A 17,680-nucleotide genomic window follows, 5' to 3' on the forward strand; every position below is an offset into this window, starting at 1 on the left:
ATGTTTGGCATGGTTCTTAGACAACGATGAATGTTCTTCTTATTTTAATTCCCTCTGCTACTTTTGCAAGAGGTCTAATATATAGCGAAATAAAGGAAAAAATTCTTGATAAGGCTAAAAACGATTACCTTAGTTGGTATAAAGCATATGAATATGGACAAAGTTTTAGATCAATAGATTTAAGCTCTTTAGATGAATTGCATAAACCCTCTACTTAGATATAATAGTTGCCTTAAAGCGCGGTTTAGCCCCGACTGTAGCGGTATCCTGCTGGTTTGGGCGAGTTGCGATGGCTAGGTTTTGGGGTGGCGAGGCGAAGCAAGCGACGACCCAAACGGTAGCCAGCGCCGCGCCCAGACTGGGAGATACGAGTGGAAGGCGGGAAATAGCTCCCTTAAAAACGTTGGGTGTCGCAAGCTCCACACCAACCTACTCCGCATCACTTGATGTCAAAGTTAAGTTAATGTTTAAACACCCAAATCACAAACACAAAAAAGGTGAGACAAAGCCCACCTTTCTTATTATCTAAACTAATTCAAATTATCTTAACGCAACCAAGCCCGCGCATTACGGAACATACGCATCCAGGCGTCATCGCTTTCACACACATCCATAATCCCACCGAGTGCGTGACCAAGATAAGATTGACTGTTTTTGATCAATTAAGCTTCGGCAATTAACTCAGGCTTTTTATTCAATAAGCGCATTAATGTGACGGCAGCCCCTGTTGGGTTTCTAGTACCTTGCTCCCAATTTTGTAAGGTACGCGAACTGATATTGAGTTTATCGGCAAACTGCTGTTGCGATAGCCCTGTCTTAGTTCTTATTTCCTTAATACTAGGCACGTCATGGGTAAACTGGCGGCTAGGCTGAGCCTGTCCTTTAGCAATCGCCAATGCTTGATTTAGTGATGTAGATAAATCATCGTAAAATTCATTGCTCATGGCTATACACCTCTTTAATTTGTTGAGTCAGTTTGTATAAACCAGACTTCTCTTCGCTTGATAGAGAGGCTTGTTTATTCTTCGGATAAGCTAGCAGCATAAAAAATATGCCTTGACTATTCACAAAATAATAGATAATCCGAATACCGCCACTCTTACCTTGGTTAAGTGCCCATCTGGTTTTTCGAACGCCCCCTGTACCTTGAATCAAATCACCTTGTTCTGGATTATTGATTAGATTTTCCTGTAGCTCTTTATAAGCTTCATCATCTAATAGTTTCAGTACTTGCTTAGTAAATATTGGCGTTTCGATGAAATGTAACATTCAATATCCTTTATCTTTATGTCTTATTATATACGTCATTGAAGTACTTATCTATATGTTTTTTCTGGATCTAATTAAGCTAAATATCATAAACACAAAAAAGGTGAGCCAAAGCCCACCTTTCTTACTATCTAAACTAATTCAAATTATCTTAACGCAACCAAGCTCGCGCATTACGGAACATCCGCATCCATGCACCATCTTCATCCCACTGCTCAGGTTTCCAGCTATGGTTATACGCTTTTAGGTTACGCTCAGGGTGCGGCATCATAATTGTAACGCGACCGTCGGTGCTACATAGACCGGTGACACCGCCGACTGAGCCATTAGGATTCAATGGATAAGTCTCGGTCGGATGACCTTGGCTATCGACATAACGCATCGCCAGCTGACCGTGTTTTGCCATACCGTCAATTTCAGTAGCGTTTAGGGTGGCAAGACCCTCACCATGCGCGACAGCGATAGGTAAGATACTATCTTGCATGCCTTTGAATAAGATGGACTTGGTGCGCTCAACTTTGACGTTGACCGTACGCGCTTCAAAACGCGCCGACTCATTTGCGATAAAGCGTGGAAAGTTTTCTGCACTTGGGATCAGGTCTTTTAACTGCGCCATCATCTGACAGCCATTACAGACGCCAAGTGAGAACGTGTTCGGACGGGCGAAGAAACGCACAAACTGCATACGCAGTTCGTCATGGAACAAGATAGAGTTGGCCCAGCCTGAGCCTGCGCCGAGGACGTCACCGTAACTAAAGCCGCCACAAGCGACCAAACCGTCGAAGTCACGTAGATTGATGCGGCCTTCTAGCAAGTCGCTCATGTGCACATCGACCGCTTCAAAGCCTGCTTGGGTGAAGCCTGCTGCCATCTCCAGCTGTCCGTTGACGCCTTGCTCGCGCAGGATAGCGACTCTTGGCTTGCTGTTATCAGAATCAGCACGACTGTTCAGATATGGCGTCTCGATCTTTTGATTGAGATCGAAGTTTGGCGCAGCGATAAGACCTTTATGATTAGTATCGGCAATCAAGTCATATTCTTGTTGCACGCACTCTGGATTATCACGGCGGCGGGCGATTTGATAGCTGACTTGGCTCCACTCTTGTTGCAGCTCAGAACGCTTAAAGCTGAGGGTTTTATCGCCTTGATGTAGCGGCGTTTGGATAATGAGGCTATCTTCCTCAGTGCTTTGACCGACGAGGCTAAGCATATCGCTGACGTTGTATTCATCCGCTAGCGCCACTAAAGCGGCAACGTCCTCTGGCATGACTTGGATGACCGCGCCCAGCTCTTCGCTGAACAGCTGACCGAGTAGATTATCATCACTGAGTGATAGCTTAATGCCTTGACGACTAGTGAACTGCATCTCTGCAATGGTCGCAAGCAAGCCGCCATCACCGATATCGTGATAGGCGCTGATAATGCCTTGCTCATTACCCGCTTGAATAAAGTTAAAGAAGTCAATTAAATCGCTCGGCTTATCAAGGTCGGGGCACTCGTTACCAAGCTGGCTGGCCGTTTGCGCAAGGATAGAGCCGCCAAGACGCAATTTACCTCTAGAGAGATCAAGACGATAAAACGCGCTATCGCCGTTGATCAGCTCAGGTGTGAGCGTTTTTGCCACATCAACGACTGGGGCAAAGGCAGTAATCACAAGGCTCATGGGTGAGACCACAGATTTATCTTGGCTATCCTCCTTAGCATCGTTATCATCTGTCCAATTGGCACGCATCGATAACGAGTCTTTACCAACTGGAATGGCAATCCCCAAAGCGGGACACAGCTCTTCACCGACAGTATGGACCGCATCAAATAATGCGGCGTCTTCCGTATCATCACCGCAAGCCGCCATCCAGTTCGCCGACATGGTGATGTCAGATAACTGGGAGATGCGCGCGCCTGCGATATTGGTAATGGCTTCACCAACCGCTAATCTTGCCGAGGCTTTTGGGTCAATGAGTGCCACTGGGGTACGCTCGCCGATACTCATCGCTTCACCGGTCATCGCTTGACCATCAAGCGTTATAAGACCTGAAGCGGTAATCGCGCAATCTGCCACAGGCACTTGATAGCGACCAACATACTGATCGCGCACCACCATACCGGTGATAGAGCGGTCACCAATGCTAATGAGGAACGACTTGCTCGCGACAGTCGGATGACGCAGCACGTCTTTGACCGACTCGCTCAGGTCAAAATCATTGAGCACTAACGGCGCCAGCTCATTAGCTTGCACCTCAAAGCTACGCTGCATCTTTGGCGTACCACCAAGCAATACTTGCATCGGCATATCGACAGGCTGATCATCGAGCAATTCATCATCGACTCTAAGCTCTCGCACTTCAGTCGCCTCTCCCAATATCGCATACGGACAGCGCTCACGGGCACAGATCGCATCAAACTGTGCTTTGCTCTCTGGGCGAATGGCAAGGACATAACGCTCTTGCGCCTCATTTGACCAGATCGCCATCGGTGACATGCCCGCCTCAAGCGATGGAATATGACGCAAGTTGAGCACCGCGCCCATATCGTGATCATCGACCAGCTCAGGCATGGCGTTAGACAGACCGCCTGCGCCGACATCATGGATAGAGACGATGGGGTTGCCGTCTTGACTATAATTGCTCACCTCAGCATCGTTACCGGCAAGCGCCCAGCAGCGATCGATGACTTCCTGACAGCGACGCTCCATCTCCGCGTTATCGCGCTGCACCGAGGCAAAGTCTAGGCCCTCATCCAACTCACCACTATCGACAGAAGAGGCCGCGCCGCCGCCAAGACCGATTTGCATTGCAGGACCACCAAGTACAATCAGTAAATCCCCCTCACGAATCGGATTTTTCTCAATCAGGTTACGTTTGATATTACCGTAACCACCTGCCAGCATGATGGGCTTATGATAGCCGCGCATCTCGCTACCGTCTTTGGCGGCTGAGGTATCTAATTGGAAGCTGCGGAAATAACCGCAAAGGTTGGGACGGCCAAACTCGTTAGAGAAATTGGCACTACCTAATGGCGCTTCCGTCATAATCTCAAGGCTCGTTGCCATGCGCTCCGGCGTACCATAGTCCTGCGTGCTCACTTGTCCTGACTGCTCCCACTTCTCGGCAAGCTCTGGAATATGCAAGTGCGACACGTGGAAGCCTGTGAGACCCGCTTTGGGTTTACCGCCGCGGCCGGTGGCACCTTCGTCACGAATCTCACCGCCCGCGCCTGTTGCTGCACCGGCATAAGGGGCAATGGCGGTTGGATGGTTGTGCGTTTCGACTTTCATCAGGATATCGATAGCTTCTTGATGAAAGCCATACGGATGCGCAGCATTAGGGTTTTTAGCGTCTTCAGGAATAGGATAGTAACGCATGCCCTCAGCGCCAGCCATCACCGCCGCGTTGTCTTTATAAGCGGAGAGGATACCTTCTGGATTGGCTTGATAAGTATTCTTAATCATCTGAAACAAGGACTTTGGCTGTACTTCACCGTTAGCCGTCCACTCGGCGTTGAATATCTTGTGGCGGCAATGCTCTGAGTTGGCTTGGGCAAACATCATCAGCTCAACGTCGGTTGGATTGCGCTGTAGGTCATTGACATAAGCATGCATCAAGTAGTCGATATCATCGCTTGATAACGCAAAGCCAAATGTCGTATTCGCTGACTCTAATGCGCTGCGCCCTGCTCCCATGACATCGATATGATTCAATGACGCTGGCGGTTCATCGTCAAACAGTTTATTCACGTCGTTTAAATCATAAACCAAGCTTTGGGTCATACGGTCATAGAGTAAACGCTCAGCCGCCGTTGGCAGCTTGTCTTCGGTAGCACCTTCTAGCGTCAGCGTATAAACAATCACCCGCTCAATACGATTGATCTTCAGCTCGCAGTTATTAAAAATATCGGTGGCTTTACTCGCCCATGGCGATATCGTGCCAAAACGCGGACTGACGATGACTTGGATTTGACGCTCTGTCGCAGCTTCTAGCGAGGTTTGCTCTTTTACCCCTAAAAGATCCAAAGCCTTTTTTTGCTCTTCACCTAAGAGCTCTCTTGAGAGCACAAAAACCTGCTGAGTACTGATTTGGGTCACGTTTAGATCGGTTTTTTGGGCAAATTGATTGATCAGTTGCTGGGTCTGAAAATCGGTCAAAAACGGCTGTCCGGCGATGGTCATCATAGAGGCATATTTCCTAGGATATGAGCAGTAACTGGCATCACTGCCATGCAAAGTAAATGGTCGCTGCATTATAACAAGAAGAGGCAAAATAAGCAGGAATAAAGCGGTACAATTTTACTCTTTACCCATCAAAGAACTTAAAGCCTGTCAGTGAAGACGGTAATAACCGCTCTTTTAAATTACCTTGTTAAACAAGCGGCTAAGTTGTTTTACTTAATGTTTATAGAGCTTACAAACACTCACATCGCCTTACGGGCAACCTATATAACCTCCCTACCTTCTCTCGTTATGCTGTAAAAGCTCAAGTATCAATAGACATTCATTTATAACGCAGCAATAACAACAATAACTGATCTAAATCAATTCAATTAAAAAGGACATATTATGAATAAGCAAGATAAAATCGATAAAGTACAAGAGATCGTTAAAGACATTAAATTTGCCATGATGACTACTGTCAATGGTAAAGGTGATTTGCATGCTTGGCCAATGACAACGACTGAGACCAGTATCGGCGGAAAAGAAATTTGGTTTATTGGTGATAAAACCTCAGATGTGGTCAAAGATATTCAGGACAATAAAAAGGTTGGCCTAACGTATTCGAGTCAAGATGCGAAGAACTATGTCTCTGTAAGCGCCAATGCTGAATTATCAGACGACAAGGCCAAGTTAGATGAGCTGTGGTCACCAGTTTACAATGCCTTCTTTGAGCATGGTAAAGAAGATCCAAACGTTCAATTAATAAAAGTCGTACCCCATGGCGTAGAGTGCTGGATCAGCGGTAGCACAACGGTCAATATGTTTAAGATGGCAGCCGCTGCTGTACAAGACGGCGAAACGGCAGAAGATATTGGTGAAACCTTTGAGATTGAGCTATAAGCTATCGACAGTTACAACCAAACAAATTAATAAAAACGCCAGTAAGGTTCACTTACTGGCGTTTTTGCTTGGGTATATTGAAATTACTAAATTCTATAGCGGATAGTTAACCGCTACGTTTAAGATAAGGCCATGCCGCCTTTAGGTAAATCATCATCGACCAAAGCGTTAGTATCACCGCTGCCACCATCAACGCATAACCGATAGTCTCAAGCGACTCCCAATTGAGTAGCAATACAGTAATAGCGACCATCTGAAAGGTGGTTTTTAGCTTGCCCACATAGGACACAGCGACGCTGGTACTATTACCCAATTCTGCCATCCATTCACGTAATGCGGATACAGCGATCTCGCGCGAGATAATCACAATAGCGGCAATCGCCATAATGATATTAGGATGCCACTGCACCAAAATGATGAGCGCGGCGGCGACCATAAGCTTGTCGGCGACCGGATCTAAAAACCGTCCAAAAGCCGATGTAACGTTGAGCTTACGCGCAAAGTAACCATCGAGCCAGTCGGTAATCGCGGCGATAATAAACACAGCCGTCAGTAGTAAATGACGCAATAAGCTGTCGCTAAATTCGCTCATTCCGACCCGGGCAATCACGTTATCAGAGATCGCAGGCATACCGATACCCATTGCAGGCGGCCAATAAGCTATCGCAACAAACAGCGGAATCATCAAAATCCGCGCAATCGTCAGATTGTTCGGTAAGTTAAAGATGCTTTTATCATCTTGCATCGGTGGTGATGGCGGGGTGTGCAGCTTTGTAGTTTCGGTCATGACAAAACCAGTTCTATATCGACATAATGATGGGCGCTAGCTTAGCATTTTTTAGCCTTGTCGTCATGAATACTATTTTTGCTTATCTCTACTATAGTATCTGAAACGCTTGTACGGTATGCGATAGAAACAAAAGCATTTATCGATTTTAATTTGCAATAACTTTTATTATTAATAAGCGCAATTTAAAACAGATAAAAGCATAGGTACAAGTGTTCACTCTAAGTTGTAAGCAGATGTAAGAAACAATTGATTAAGTAGCGATAGGCCTTATCTTTAACTATATAACCATCTGTAAATAGATACATTGCAGCATAGTAAAATAAGTGAAATAAGCAAAATAATCAGTCATAGTCAGGTCTAAATAAGTTTTACTATACAGTAATATGACCCTTTTTCCTCAGCCCGCAGCTCCTCCTCTGTGGGCTTTTTTTTGCTTTTATATTGAAAATATCAAAGCCAGCAAAGCTGAGAGACAAGCTATAAATAATCTCTAAAACTCTATACCTCTAAAGTTGCCGCGATTACTTCTACCACCTCTTCGGCCATCTGGTAGCAGCTCTCGATGTTGCCGCGCCCGCACCAATCCCCACTAACTATCCATTGCTGCTCGTTATCTACTAAGATACCTAATGGCTGCTCATCATCTTCGTCATTTAGCGCCATCGATGTTGCTGCATAGTGCCAACGATGACAGTCAATTTGACTTGGCGCGGTTTGCTCAGTCCAGCTTAGCGCCTCTTTAGCTTCTGCTAGCAGCCGAGCCGTTACCTCGTCAATATCCTGGTCTACTTGCTGCTCAGACCAGTCGTTATCGGCGTGAATCGTGACACTTGGCAATATCCCGTTATGATTAGGCTTATGATGCTCAACAAATATCTTAGCCAAAATAGAGTCTTGTAGATGCGCGACATCCCACAATTTTAAATCTTGACGCTTACTTGAGCTTTTTAAGCTAGCAGGTAGCTTTGACTCCTCATCCCAGCCAAGCATAAGCGTATAGCAAGCTCGCATTTTTGGCTGCATAATTTTCGCTTGTTCTGTGAAGCTGCTATCTGCCATCAGCTCAGCCGTTTGCACGTTCGGCGCGGTGCAAATAACCCAATCAAAAAGCCCTAAACTCTCGCCATTATCATCAAACAGCTCTGTTGGTTGACCTGCCTGCGGATTGGCATATTGCGCCAGTGGTGCCACGCGAGTTTGGAATTGTATCTTTGTCTGCTGCAACTGATCTGCTAACGTTCGGCCCCAACTGGTCATCTTTGGTGTACTAACGTAACGGGCCTGCTCAGTGCCCCACTGCTCTTTTGGCTCGATGTGCGGCGCCTGCTCGCTCTTATTCGTGATAGATAAATTGACCACTTGCGCGCACCATGGCTGCAACAACCCTGAGTCTAACCAAGGCGCTATAAACTGTTGGAAGCTATCGGTCTTGGCGGTGAAGAACTGCGCGCCAAAGCTCCACTGCCAGTTTTTACCTGTTACGCTATCGCTACGATAGCGCGTCGCTAACCGTCCCACGCCGCGCGATTTCTCAAAAACGGTGATTTGCAGATCTGAGTGCTGATTCTGATACTGATGTTGAGCAAACTTGCGCTCTAATAAAATGGCGGTAAATAGACCGCTTAAGCCGCCACCGATGATGGCTATCTTGGGGTATGAGGATAACGCTTTACTCTTGTCTTGCTCGTTATGTATTGCATGATCAGTCATAAAAAGGTTGCGCCTTATAAATAAAATTGCAAAAAACAATAGCTAAAGATAGCACAAAACTATCCTTAAAAATCATATGCAAAAAGTCATGCTCTTTTTTGCTATGATAAAAAAGAGCATGACTTGTATAATACTTAAAGCTGAAACTCGCCGTTAGAGACCGTCCGTACGTTCAGCTTTCACTGCCTCAATGAGTTTATTAATCACTGAGCTATCTGCTAAGGTGGACAAATCACCGAGACCGACATACTGACCGGCAGCAATACTGCGCAGAATACGGCGCATGATTTTGCCAGAGCGAGTTTTGGGTAGAGCATTAACGATAAAGATAGCATCTAAGTTGGCAATAGGACCAATCTCACGACGCACATGGCGATTAAGCTCAGCTTTGAGACTATCATCTGCGCTCTCACCTGACTTTAGGATGGCAAACACACAAATGCCAACGCCGCGTATCTCATGCGGCATCCCGACCACGGCAGCTTCCACGATGGAGGGATGCTCATCGACGGCGCTTTCGATCTCAGCCGTGCCGAGCCTATGTCCTGAGACATTGAGGACATCATCAACACGCCCTGTGATCCAGTAATGACCATCTTCATCACGCTGCGCGCCATCACCTGTGAAATAGTAACCCGGATACTCAGCAAAATAAGTCTCCAAAAAACGCGCATGATCTTTATAAATCGTACGCATTTGACCCGGCCAGCTATTACTAATCGCTAAGTTACCTGAGGCCGGACCCTCAAGCTCATAGTCATCTTCCATGATGGCAGGCTCAATACCGTATAGCGGATTCATCGCAGCACCCGGTTTGAGCGCGACTGTACCGGGAATAGGTGCCAGCAAAATCCCCCCGTTTTCTGTTTGCCACCACGTATCGACGATAGGGCAACGCGCGCCGCCGACGACATTATAGTACCAGTCCCACGCTTCAGGGTTGATCGGTTCGCCGACCGTGCCGAGTAGACGCAAACTTGAGCGATCTGACTCACGGACAAAAGCATCGCCCTCTTTCATCATTGCACGAATGGCGGTTGGCGCGGTATATAATATACTGATATTGTGCTTATCTATGATATTACCGACGCGCGCCCAAGTGGGGTATTCGGGCACACCTTCGAACATCACTGTTGTGGTGCCATTGGCCAACGGCGCGTACGTAGCGTAAGTGTGGCCAGTGATCCAGCCGACATCAGCGGTGCACCAGAAGATATCATCGTCTTTGATATCGAAGACATCACGAAAGGTCGATAGCGCATAGACGATATAGCCGCCGGTAGTATGGACGACGCCTTTGGGCTTACCCGTTGAGCCGGAGGTGTATAATAAAAACAGTGGGTCCTCGGCATTCATAACCTCAGGCTCACAGTGCTCGCTTTGCGCGTCGATGAGGTTATGATACCAGTGATCGCGGCGACCACTCATCGGCACTGAATTGCCCGTCCGGTGTACGACGATGACGTTTTCTACGCTATCTGTGCCTTCAGCATCCAAAGCGCGATCGACATTAGCTTTGAGCGGCGTACGGCTATTACCACGCAGGCCCTCATCAGCCGTAATCACTAGTTTGGACTGACTATCGACGATGCGGCTACTTAAACTCTCAGCAGAGAAGCCGCCAAAGACCACCGAATGCACCGCGCCAATGCGAGTACACGCCAGCATAGCGACCATAGCTTCAGGTATCATCGGCATATACAGAGTCACGCGATCGCCTTTTTTTATCCCTAAGTTACGCATAGCGTTACCTAAGCGGCAGACCTCGGCATATAGCTCTTTAAAAGAGATGATTTTATTTAAAGAGGGGTGATCGCCCTCCCAAATGATGGCAGGCTTGTAAGGGTTGTTTTTTAGATGACGATCGAGGCAGTTGACCGAGAGGTTAAGCTCGCCGTCCTCAAACCACTTAATACGAAAATCCTCCAAGTCATAGCTGACATTACTGATTTTGGTAGGTTTGGTGATCCAATCGATGCTCTCAGCGCGCTCAGCCCAATAAGCATCGTTGTCTTCAGTCGAAGCGATGGAACGCTGATAGTCCTTTTTGTATTGTTCAGGACTGGTATTTGCAGTGGCGATAAATTCAGCCGGAATAGAAAACGATTCTTGAGTCATGGTCATCTTCCTTTTTGATTCTCACTACCTTATAAATCGCGGTTGATAATAGTCACGCGTCTATATCGGTAATGCATGCCATCGTCCATAATGTATGACGTTTAACGATAGTTTGGCAAATAAGCAAAACGGTTGCAAGCCATTGACTATGAATAATAACAATTTCAATATACAACTGTGCACTTAAAATTAGATTGGCTAGCATGCTATAATTTAGCCCATAATTTTTATCTATTCGTCCCATTTTAAGTAGTCATCATGAGTCAACGGCAAAACCCAGCGTCAGCAGTTAAACTATCTAATAACGGTCATTTCGATGTCATTATCATCGGTGCAGGTGCGTCAGGACTCTATTGCGCGCTGACCGCAGGCCGCCGAGGCCGGCGCGTACTCGTGCTTGATCACGCCAATAAGGCGGGCAAAAAAATCCTGATGTCAGGCGGCGGACGCTGCAACTTTACCAATTACTTTGTTGAGCCTGAGCACTTTATCGGTGCTAACGAGCACTTTGCTAAATCAGCGCTGAGCCGTTATCCGAGTTGGGAGTTTATCGGGATGGTAGAGCAGCATAAGATTGCTTATCATGAGCGTGAGCATGGCCAGTTATTTTGTGATAATTCTGCGCAAGATATCGTGACGATGTTACTTGCTGAATGTGCCGCTGCCGGAGTGCAAGTTCGCCTCAACACCCAAGTTAATGAGGTTACCGCTCATCAAAATGAAAACGAAAAACGCTTTCAATTACTTACCAGTAAACAGCTGAGCAAAAAAGAGCTTAAAGAAGCCAGCAGTGAGCCAAAACTCTCTAAAACCACTTATTATTGCCAGTCTTTGGTTGTCGCAACGGGCGGACTCTCTATCCCGACAATGGGCGCAAGCGGCTTAGGTTACGAGCTGGCGCAGCAATTTGGGCATACGCTGACACCAATTGATGCAAGCCTTGTGCCTTTTACCTTTACCGATAAGACAGGTGAGCTGCTGCGAGCGCTATCGGGTATTAGCTTGCCTGTGGTGGCCAGTAACACGCGCATTTCGTTTAAGCTACCGCTACTCTTTACTCATCGCGGCCTGTCTGGCCCTGCTATGCTCCAGCTTTCGAACTACTGGCACACGGGTGAGACTATCGAGATTAATTTGCTCCCTGACTTTGATATTACTGAGCTATTACTCACTCATAAAAAACAGCATCCAAAGCAGCTTATTCGCACGGTGCTAAGCGAAAATACTGACAACGCTTTGCCCAAAAAATTACTAGTAGCATTACAAACTATGTTATGGGAAGACGTCAAAGAGATTGAGCTTGCAAATATCAAAGACGAGCGTTTGACTCAGATAGGTCAAGCGATCAATGGCTGGCAGCTTAAACCCTCTGGCACTGAGGGCTATCGCACCGCTGAGGTCACGCGCGGCGGCATTGATACTGACGAGGTATCATCAAAAACGATGGAGAGTAAATTGCAAGAAGGACTGTATTTTATCGGTGAAGTGCTCGATGTTACCGGCTGGCTTGGTGGTTATAACTTTCAGTGGGCTTGGGCCAGCGGCTTTGTTTGCGGCGAGGTGGTATAGAAGAGTATTTTATAAATAACAAACAGTAAAAAGCCTCGACAACATGAAGCTATCGAGGCTTTTGTATCTTGTGAATGATACTATTTAAAGTTTTTGCGTAGGCTGGGTTTTTAACCCCCTACAATAGTTTATGCTAAGTTAAAGGTTACGGACTAAGCCTGCTTTTGCTCCAAATAAGGATAATCAGTGTAGCCAACCGTGCTGCCACCATAGAAAGACTCTGGATGCTGCTCATTGAGCGGTGCGCCTTTTTGGATACGCTCAGCGAGATCAGGGTTGGCAATATAGTCACGACCGAATGCTACCGCATCGATATAACCTGCCTTGATATTTTTTTCTGCTTTATCGGCATCGTAGCCACCCGCCGCGATGATGGTCTGATCGAACGCATCACGGACACGCTGACGGAACTCATCGCTATAAGGCGTACCACCTGCCCAATCTGGCTCTGACAGATGCAAATACATTAGACCACGCTTATTGATTTGCTCAATCAGCCAAATGTTATCGTCTTCTTCGTAGCCTCCCTCAACATTGTTGAATGTGCCCAGTGGCGAGATACGAATACCAATATGATCTGCATCCCAAGCATCCACACATGCATCGATAACATCTAAGGTTAGACGCGCGCGGTTTTCGCGGCTGCCACCGTACTCATCGTCACGCTGATTGGTATGCTCGGCCCAAAATTGATGCAGCAAATAACCATGCGCGCCATGAATCTCAATACCATCAAACCCTGCCTCCTGCGCGCACTTGGTTGCATGCGCAAAGTCAGCAATCACTTGCTGAATCTCATCAAGACTGGCTGGGCGCGGCGGCGTGGCATCCGCGCGAATGGCTTGGTTGTCACTATCACGCAATGAGGTACGGATACCTACATCGACATCTGAGGCTGAAATTGGCGCACGGCGCTCAGGTTGTACGCTTTCGTGTGAGACAAGTCCTGTGTGCCATAGCTGGACGACAATCTTGCCACCTTTGGCATGGACATTGTCAACGATGGCTTTCCATGCAGTGACTTGATCTTGAGTATGTAGCCCTGGTGCGCCTGCATAGCCTTTTGCTTGAAACGATACTTGCGTCGCTTCAGTGATGACAAGGCCCGCTCCTGCACGCTGCGAGTAGTACTCTGCTGCCCATGTGATAGGGACATCGCCTGGCTCGACTGCGCGCAGACGGGTCAGAGGTGCCATAATGATACGGTTTTTGAGTGTTTGGCTGCCCATTTTGACAGGTTCAAATAAACTATCGTGTGCCATAAAAAGCCTTATTTGTTGTTATCGATTATGATTTAAGATTTAGAAAACAGACCGATTGCAAAGTAAGCTAAATCGTTTTCTTTATAGGGGATAGCTTGGATTATTCAATCTATCGTTACAAACGAAAACAGCGACTTAATTCTACCTTTGTATTTATAGCCCGTATGAATCTGTAATACTTACTAGTATATTAGAGCCTTCAACTTACCTCTTATCTAAGAGGGAAATTTATGCAAAAAACGCTATTGTCTTTGCTTATCACTGCCAGCTCACTATTACTATCTGCCTGCCAGCCACCGTCTGAAAAAACGGACACGCCAGATCCAGTAACGTCTGCGCAAACTGACAAAAAAGCGTCTACGCCTACATTAATAGAAGCCAGAACAGCAAAAGAGCTGACGACATCCATTGTCGAATTATCTGAAGGCAAACTAAGAGATCAGCTCAATGCCAAAACTATATAAAAAAAATAGGGTTTGTTGCTGCTTTAACCTTAGGCTTAAATGGCTGTCTTGCGACAGAAAAGCTCGATTATGAATTAATGAAGCAAGAGGACGCTAAATGGGTCGCCGATGAGCGCTTAACCGATACCTTAATTGCCATTGGCAAGCCAAGCTCGCCTATTCAAGGTATCAATAATGCGATTGTGTTTGCAGGAGAAAAACGCAGCTACTTAGTACAAGGTGTCAATCAACCATAGCGAATGGCTTTCGAGCTTTATTGCTCATTTACCCTACAAATCCACTTTGTCCAAGACAAAATCAATATCTTTATCGCCGCGCCCTGATAGATTGACCAAGATAGTCTCATCGGGTGACATGTCTTTGGCGACTCGCATGGCATAAGCGATCGCGTGCGCCGTCTCTAAGGCAGGTATGATGCCTTCAAGCCGCGATAGCGCCATAAATGCCTCTAGGCACTCTGCATCTGTCGCTGACTCATAAGTGGCCAGATTGTTGTCCTTCAAGAGTGAGTGCTGCGGGCCGACACCTGGGTAATCCAGACCAGAGGCGATCGAATGTACAGGCGCAGGCTCACCCTTGTCGTCGAGTAACACATAGCATTTAAACCCATGAATCTCGCCTTTCGTCCCAAGCGTCATCGTCGCCGCATGATTGGGCGTATCAAGACCTTCGCCAGCAGGCTCGACGCCGACTTTTTCTACCTCTTTATCACCCAAAAAGCCGCTAAAGATGCCAATCGCATTAGAGCCGCCGCCAACACAAGCCACCACTTTATTAGGCAGCGTGCCAGTAGTTTCTAAGAACTGCGTACGCGCTTCACGGCCAATCACCGACTGAAAGTAGCTGACTATCTCAGGATAAGGCGCAGGCCCGAGTGCTGAGCCAATGGCAAACATACTGGTGTCCAGCTCATTGAGATACGTCTCAAACGCACTATCGACTGCCTCTTTTAGCGTGCCCGCGCCGCGCGATACCGGCACGATATTGGCACCTAAGATTTTCATACGGCTGACATTGGGATGCTCTTTTTCGATATCGACGACGCCCATGTGGATCTCACACTCCATGCCCATCAGCGCCGCTGCCGTAGCTAGTGCTACGCCATGTTGCCCTGCACCTGTCTCGGCGATGACTTTGGTTTTGCCTAATTTTTTGGCGAGTAACACTTCCCCTATACAGTGATTGATCTTGTGCGCGCCGGTGTGATTCAAGTCCTCACGTTTAAAATAAATCTGCGCGCCGCCGCAATGCTCGCTTAAGCGTCTGGCATGAAATATCGGACTAGGCCGACCGATGTAAGTCTGACGCAAGCGGCTCATCTCATTAACAAAATCGTCGTCTTTAATGATCGCACGAAAGCCTGTCTCGATCTCCTCCATCGCTTTTGCCAGCTCAGGATGCTCAATCTTGCCACCATACTCGCCATATAAACCATCAAGGCTTGGCAAAATGGAGTCGTGCAAACCGTAAGTGTTACTGCTGTCATTGGCTAATGCTGTCATGGCTCATTCCTGTTGTCTGGTTCACTATTGTCTATTTGAAGCTAAATTAAACATAGAAAACGATCTAAATTATAATAGAAATTTGTTATTATGTTCTAGTACATTGAAACAGATTTTAGGCTAAGTTTTATGGCAGGTCAAGCATTACTGCTCTGCTAATAAAGCAGTGCTCACAAATAGAATAATGAACGTATTTCGCCTTTATTGATTGAGGCAAAAGGAGAATAAAATGGCCAAACAAGACAGTTATTCTAACAGTCACTCTAATAAAGCTTATGACTACTTATTAGCGCTACTGGCTCAGACCAATGACAAAGCCCATTTATCAGAGATACTTAAAGCGTTATTGACCGAAAAAGAGCAAGCTGAGCTTGGTAATCGCTTAACTATCTTTGCATTACTACAGCAAGAAGTGACGCAACGAGAGATTAGCGCGCAGCTTGGGGTTGGCATTGCGACAGTGTCACGCGGCGCCAAAGTATTTCATCAACATCAAATCGATGAGTTGCTACCGGATATTGGCGATAAAATTAATATCTGATAGCTATCAACATTTAGCACAAGAAAATTACCCATAAAAGACTTTTAAATGCTATATTTATAGAAATTTGTTTACTAAATTAGTATTTTATTGGTAAGCGAATTTATTTTTACTATTTAAAGGACGGCTAAAAGACATTCAGTTTTAATCTTATTATCACTACTTGAGGAGCACATTAATGAGAAAAATAGCTTTGTTTATCGGTACTATATCAGTAGCAACAGTAGGTTTTTGCGGCGTTGGACAGTTTTCGGGTGACACCACTTGCTATGTCTATAAACAAGATAAGTTACAAAAAAAGCTCACCTGCCAATATGACGGTGCCGAAGGCGCAGCGATGAGCTACGCCTTTAGGCAAGTTGACTACAATTTACCAGGATTCGGTAAAATGGCGACCTCGAACAGTGCAGATTATGATGACAATGGCAATCATACCGGATGGACGACCACCGTCAATGATGAACCCGCTATCATCAGATATCGCGAGCCATCTAGCAAAAAAGTAGTCAGTCAAACATATGCAGAGTCGGGTAAAGAGGTTCTACAATGTTATTTGAGCAAAACCTCGCAATGGGAGATTTGCTCTGAGTAATTATTATCTCGCGTGGCCTAAAAGACCGAATGTTTAACTACAGGCTGAGCTTAGGTTCAGCTTTTTATCACCTATAGCAAACACAAACCGAGACCGCTTCTAGTAAAGTAAAGAAAATACTTTTGTTCGAAACGCTTTGAGTAGAGCTCGTGACACAATACAGAAAAAATAGTTTGCTAGACTGGCCTCGTCAAAAAAAACGTTTAAGGTTATAGCGAGCATGCAAAGACGTCAATTTATCAAATCCATGGGGTTAGGCGCAGCCACAGTCAGCGCCACAGCAGCAATGAGCGGCTGCCAAACTCTCGCCAAGCAGCCAAAACTGCCTGCGACTGTCACCCAAGCGGGTCACTTTCCTAACATCATCGTCGGTAGTGGCTACGGCGGCGCGTTAATCCCCGGTAGCGCAGGCGTCAATCCGTATGTGTTTATCACCGGACTTGCCGAGCGGAATATGGCGAGGGTTTTAAAAGAAGATTTTGGGTAGGTTTATAATAATTAGTTATACATAAACGTTCTTAAATGCTAGTTAGATGATGGGTTACGCTCGGGCTAACCCACTCTACGCGCTACACTTCAAAATTATTGATTAGCTATTAAACTACCTATTTTATCTTTTATTTCAATAAATTTATTATTCTCTACAACTCTCTCATCAAAATCCTCTCTCCAAATATAAAAATCTGAAAAGCTACCGTTACCGTTATTCATAAAGCTATAGGTGTTACCTATACTTTTAATATAGTCTAATCCAAATAAAACCGATACAATATTTATAACAATCTTAATTAATGAAATAAACAATGACTTATTCAA

The 17,680-nt window shown here is 46.1% G+C and carries 16 protein-coding genes; 7 read left to right on the plus strand and 9 right to left on the minus strand.

The window, feature by feature from the left end; genetic code table 11:
- Positions 1-662: 662 nt before the first annotated feature.
- The 3 genes from nadS to purL form a co-directional block, all read right to left on the minus strand.
- Positions 663-944: a NadS family protein gene (gene nadS, locus AAEY83_RS11960; RefSeq protein WP_025643793.1), complete on the minus strand. Its 282-nt coding sequence runs from the start codon at positions 942-944 to the stop codon at positions 663-665.
- Positions 934-1,269, minus strand: coding sequence for a type II toxin-antitoxin system RelE/ParE family toxin (locus tag AAEY83_RS11965; RefSeq protein WP_025643795.1), 336 nt, complete (start codon positions 1,267-1,269; stop codon positions 934-936). Before AAEY83_RS11965 ends, nadS begins: the two co-directional genes overlap by 11 nt.
- A gap of 151 nt (positions 1,270-1,420) precedes the next feature.
- Positions 1,421-5,437 carry a phosphoribosylformylglycinamidine synthase gene (purL, locus tag AAEY83_RS11970; RefSeq protein WP_025643797.1) on the minus strand — a complete coding sequence of 1,339 codons (4,017 nt, stop codon included), beginning with the start codon at positions 5,435-5,437 and terminating at the stop codon, positions 1,421-1,423.
- A 384-nt stretch (positions 5,438-5,821) separates the two neighbouring features.
- Here purL and AAEY83_RS11975 point away from each other — a divergent pair, with 384 nt between their 5' ends.
- A complete protein-coding gene (locus tag AAEY83_RS11975; protein WP_025643799.1) occupies positions 5,822-6,316 on the plus strand; it encodes a pyridoxamine 5'-phosphate oxidase family protein in 495 nt (164 codons plus the stop codon).
- Between the two features lie 106 nt (positions 6,317-6,422).
- Here AAEY83_RS11975 and pgsA read toward each other — a convergent pair whose 3' ends face one another.
- The 3 genes from pgsA to acs form a co-directional block, all read right to left on the minus strand.
- Positions 6,423-7,061, minus strand: a complete 639-nt coding sequence (gene pgsA / locus AAEY83_RS11980) for a CDP-diacylglycerol--glycerol-3-phosphate 3-phosphatidyltransferase (protein WP_198013348.1) — start codon at positions 7,059-7,061, stop codon at positions 6,423-6,425.
- 543 nt (positions 7,062-7,604) lie between these two features.
- Complete coding sequence (locus AAEY83_RS11985) at positions 7,605-8,816, minus strand: NAD(P)/FAD-dependent oxidoreductase (RefSeq protein WP_025643803.1); 1,212 nt, start codon at positions 8,814-8,816, stop codon at positions 7,605-7,607.
- A 153-nt stretch (positions 8,817-8,969) separates the two neighbouring features.
- A complete protein-coding gene (gene acs, locus AAEY83_RS11990; protein WP_025643805.1) occupies positions 8,970-10,934 on the minus strand; it encodes an acetate--CoA ligase in 1,965 nt (654 codons plus the stop codon).
- A gap of 258 nt (positions 10,935-11,192) precedes the next feature.
- On the opposite strand from acs, the gene AAEY83_RS11995 reads away from it, so the two are divergent.
- Positions 11,193-12,503 (plus strand): BaiN/RdsA family NAD(P)/FAD-dependent oxidoreductase, encoded by a 1,311-nt coding sequence (locus AAEY83_RS11995; RefSeq protein ID WP_025643807.1) that lies wholly within the window; start codon positions 11,193-11,195, stop codon positions 12,501-12,503.
- Between the two features lie 152 nt (positions 12,504-12,655).
- Here AAEY83_RS11995 and AAEY83_RS12000 read toward each other — a convergent pair whose 3' ends face one another.
- Positions 12,656-13,765 (minus strand): alkene reductase, encoded by a 1,110-nt coding sequence (locus AAEY83_RS12000; RefSeq protein WP_025643809.1) that lies wholly within the window; start codon positions 13,763-13,765, stop codon positions 12,656-12,658.
- 230 nt (positions 13,766-13,995) lie between these two features.
- Here AAEY83_RS12000 and AAEY83_RS12005 point away from each other — a divergent pair, with 230 nt between their 5' ends.
- Both AAEY83_RS12005 and AAEY83_RS12010 read left to right on the plus strand, forming a co-directional pair.
- Complete coding sequence (locus AAEY83_RS12005) at positions 13,996-14,229, plus strand: hypothetical protein (RefSeq protein WP_025643810.1); 234 nt, start codon at positions 13,996-13,998, stop codon at positions 14,227-14,229.
- Between the two features lie 77 nt (positions 14,230-14,306).
- A complete protein-coding gene (locus AAEY83_RS12010; RefSeq protein ID WP_156923934.1) occupies positions 14,307-14,465 on the plus strand; it encodes a hypothetical protein in 159 nt (52 codons plus the stop codon).
- A 33-nt stretch (positions 14,466-14,498) separates the two neighbouring features.
- Here the strand turns inward: AAEY83_RS12010 and trpB are convergent, their stop codons facing one another.
- On the minus strand, positions 14,499-15,731 hold the full coding sequence (gene trpB / locus AAEY83_RS12015; protein ID WP_025643811.1) for a tryptophan synthase subunit beta: 1,233 nt from the start codon (positions 15,729-15,731) through the stop codon (positions 14,499-14,501).
- Positions 15,732-15,960: 229 nt separating this feature from the next.
- On the opposite strand from trpB, the gene AAEY83_RS12020 reads away from it, so the two are divergent.
- The 3 genes from AAEY83_RS12020 (at position 15,961) to AAEY83_RS12030 (ending at position 17,351) form a co-directional block, all read left to right on the plus strand.
- Positions 15,961-16,272: a Trp family transcriptional regulator gene (locus AAEY83_RS12020; RefSeq protein WP_025643812.1), complete on the plus strand. Its 312-nt coding sequence runs from the start codon at positions 15,961-15,963 to the stop codon at positions 16,270-16,272.
- A 178-nt stretch (positions 16,273-16,450) separates the two neighbouring features.
- Positions 16,451-16,864 (plus strand): hypothetical protein, encoded by a 414-nt coding sequence (locus tag AAEY83_RS12025; RefSeq protein ID WP_025643814.1) that lies wholly within the window; start codon positions 16,451-16,453, stop codon positions 16,862-16,864.
- 220 nt (positions 16,865-17,084) lie between these two features.
- Complete coding sequence (locus tag AAEY83_RS12030) at positions 17,085-17,351, plus strand: hypothetical protein (RefSeq protein WP_025643816.1); 267 nt, start codon at positions 17,085-17,087, stop codon at positions 17,349-17,351.
- Positions 17,352-17,446: 95 nt separating this feature from the next.
- On the opposite strand, the gene AAEY83_RS12035 is transcribed toward AAEY83_RS12030, so the two are convergent.
- The coding region (locus tag AAEY83_RS12035) for a hypothetical protein (protein ID WP_351059173.1) at positions 17,447-17,680 on the minus strand (234 nt) is incomplete at its 5' end.

The sequence above is a fragment of the Psychrobacter sp. TB20-MNA-CIBAN-0197 genome (genome assembly GCF_040309765.1).
Lineage (GTDB): Bacteria > Pseudomonadota > Gammaproteobacteria > Pseudomonadales > Moraxellaceae > Psychrobacter > Psychrobacter submarinus.

Excerpts from the sequence above, each read along its gene's own strand:
- nadS (WP_025643793.1), bottom strand. The coding sequence starts at position 944 with ATGAGCAATGAATTTTACGATGATTTATCTACATCACTAAATCAAGCA.
- AAEY83_RS11965 (WP_025643795.1), bottom strand. The coding sequence starts at position 1,269 with ATGTTACATTTCATCGAAACGCCAATATTTACTAAGCAAGTACTGAAA.
- purL (WP_025643797.1), bottom strand. The coding sequence starts at position 5,437 with ATGATGACCATCGCCGGACAGCCGTTTTTGACCGATTTTCAGACCCAG.
- AAEY83_RS11975 (WP_025643799.1), top strand. The coding sequence starts at position 5,822 with ATGAATAAGCAAGATAAAATCGATAAAGTACAAGAGATCGTTAAAGAC.
- pgsA (WP_198013348.1), bottom strand. The coding sequence starts at position 7,061 with ATGCAAGATGATAAAAGCATCTTTAACTTACCGAACAATCTGACGATT.
- AAEY83_RS11985 (WP_025643803.1), bottom strand. The coding sequence starts at position 8,816 with ATGACTGATCATGCAATACATAACGAGCAAGACAAGAGTAAAGCGTTA.
- acs (WP_025643805.1), bottom strand. The coding sequence starts at position 10,934 with ATGACTCAAGAATCGTTTTCTATTCCGGCTGAATTTATCGCCACTGCA.
- AAEY83_RS11995 (WP_025643807.1), top strand. The coding sequence starts at position 11,193 with ATGAGTCAACGGCAAAACCCAGCGTCAGCAGTTAAACTATCTAATAAC.
- AAEY83_RS12000 (WP_025643809.1), bottom strand. The coding sequence starts at position 13,765 with ATGGCACACGATAGTTTATTTGAACCTGTCAAAATGGGCAGCCAAACA.
- AAEY83_RS12005 (WP_025643810.1), top strand. The coding sequence starts at position 13,996 with ATGCAAAAAACGCTATTGTCTTTGCTTATCACTGCCAGCTCACTATTA.
- AAEY83_RS12010 (WP_156923934.1), top strand. The coding sequence starts at position 14,307 with ATGAAGCAAGAGGACGCTAAATGGGTCGCCGATGAGCGCTTAACCGAT.
- trpB (WP_025643811.1), bottom strand. The coding sequence starts at position 15,731 with ATGACAGCATTAGCCAATGACAGCAGTAACACTTACGGTTTGCACGAC.
- AAEY83_RS12020 (WP_025643812.1), top strand. The coding sequence starts at position 15,961 with ATGGCCAAACAAGACAGTTATTCTAACAGTCACTCTAATAAAGCTTAT.
- AAEY83_RS12025 (WP_025643814.1), top strand. The coding sequence starts at position 16,451 with ATGAGAAAAATAGCTTTGTTTATCGGTACTATATCAGTAGCAACAGTA.
- AAEY83_RS12030 (WP_025643816.1), top strand. The coding sequence starts at position 17,085 with ATGCAAAGACGTCAATTTATCAAATCCATGGGGTTAGGCGCAGCCACA.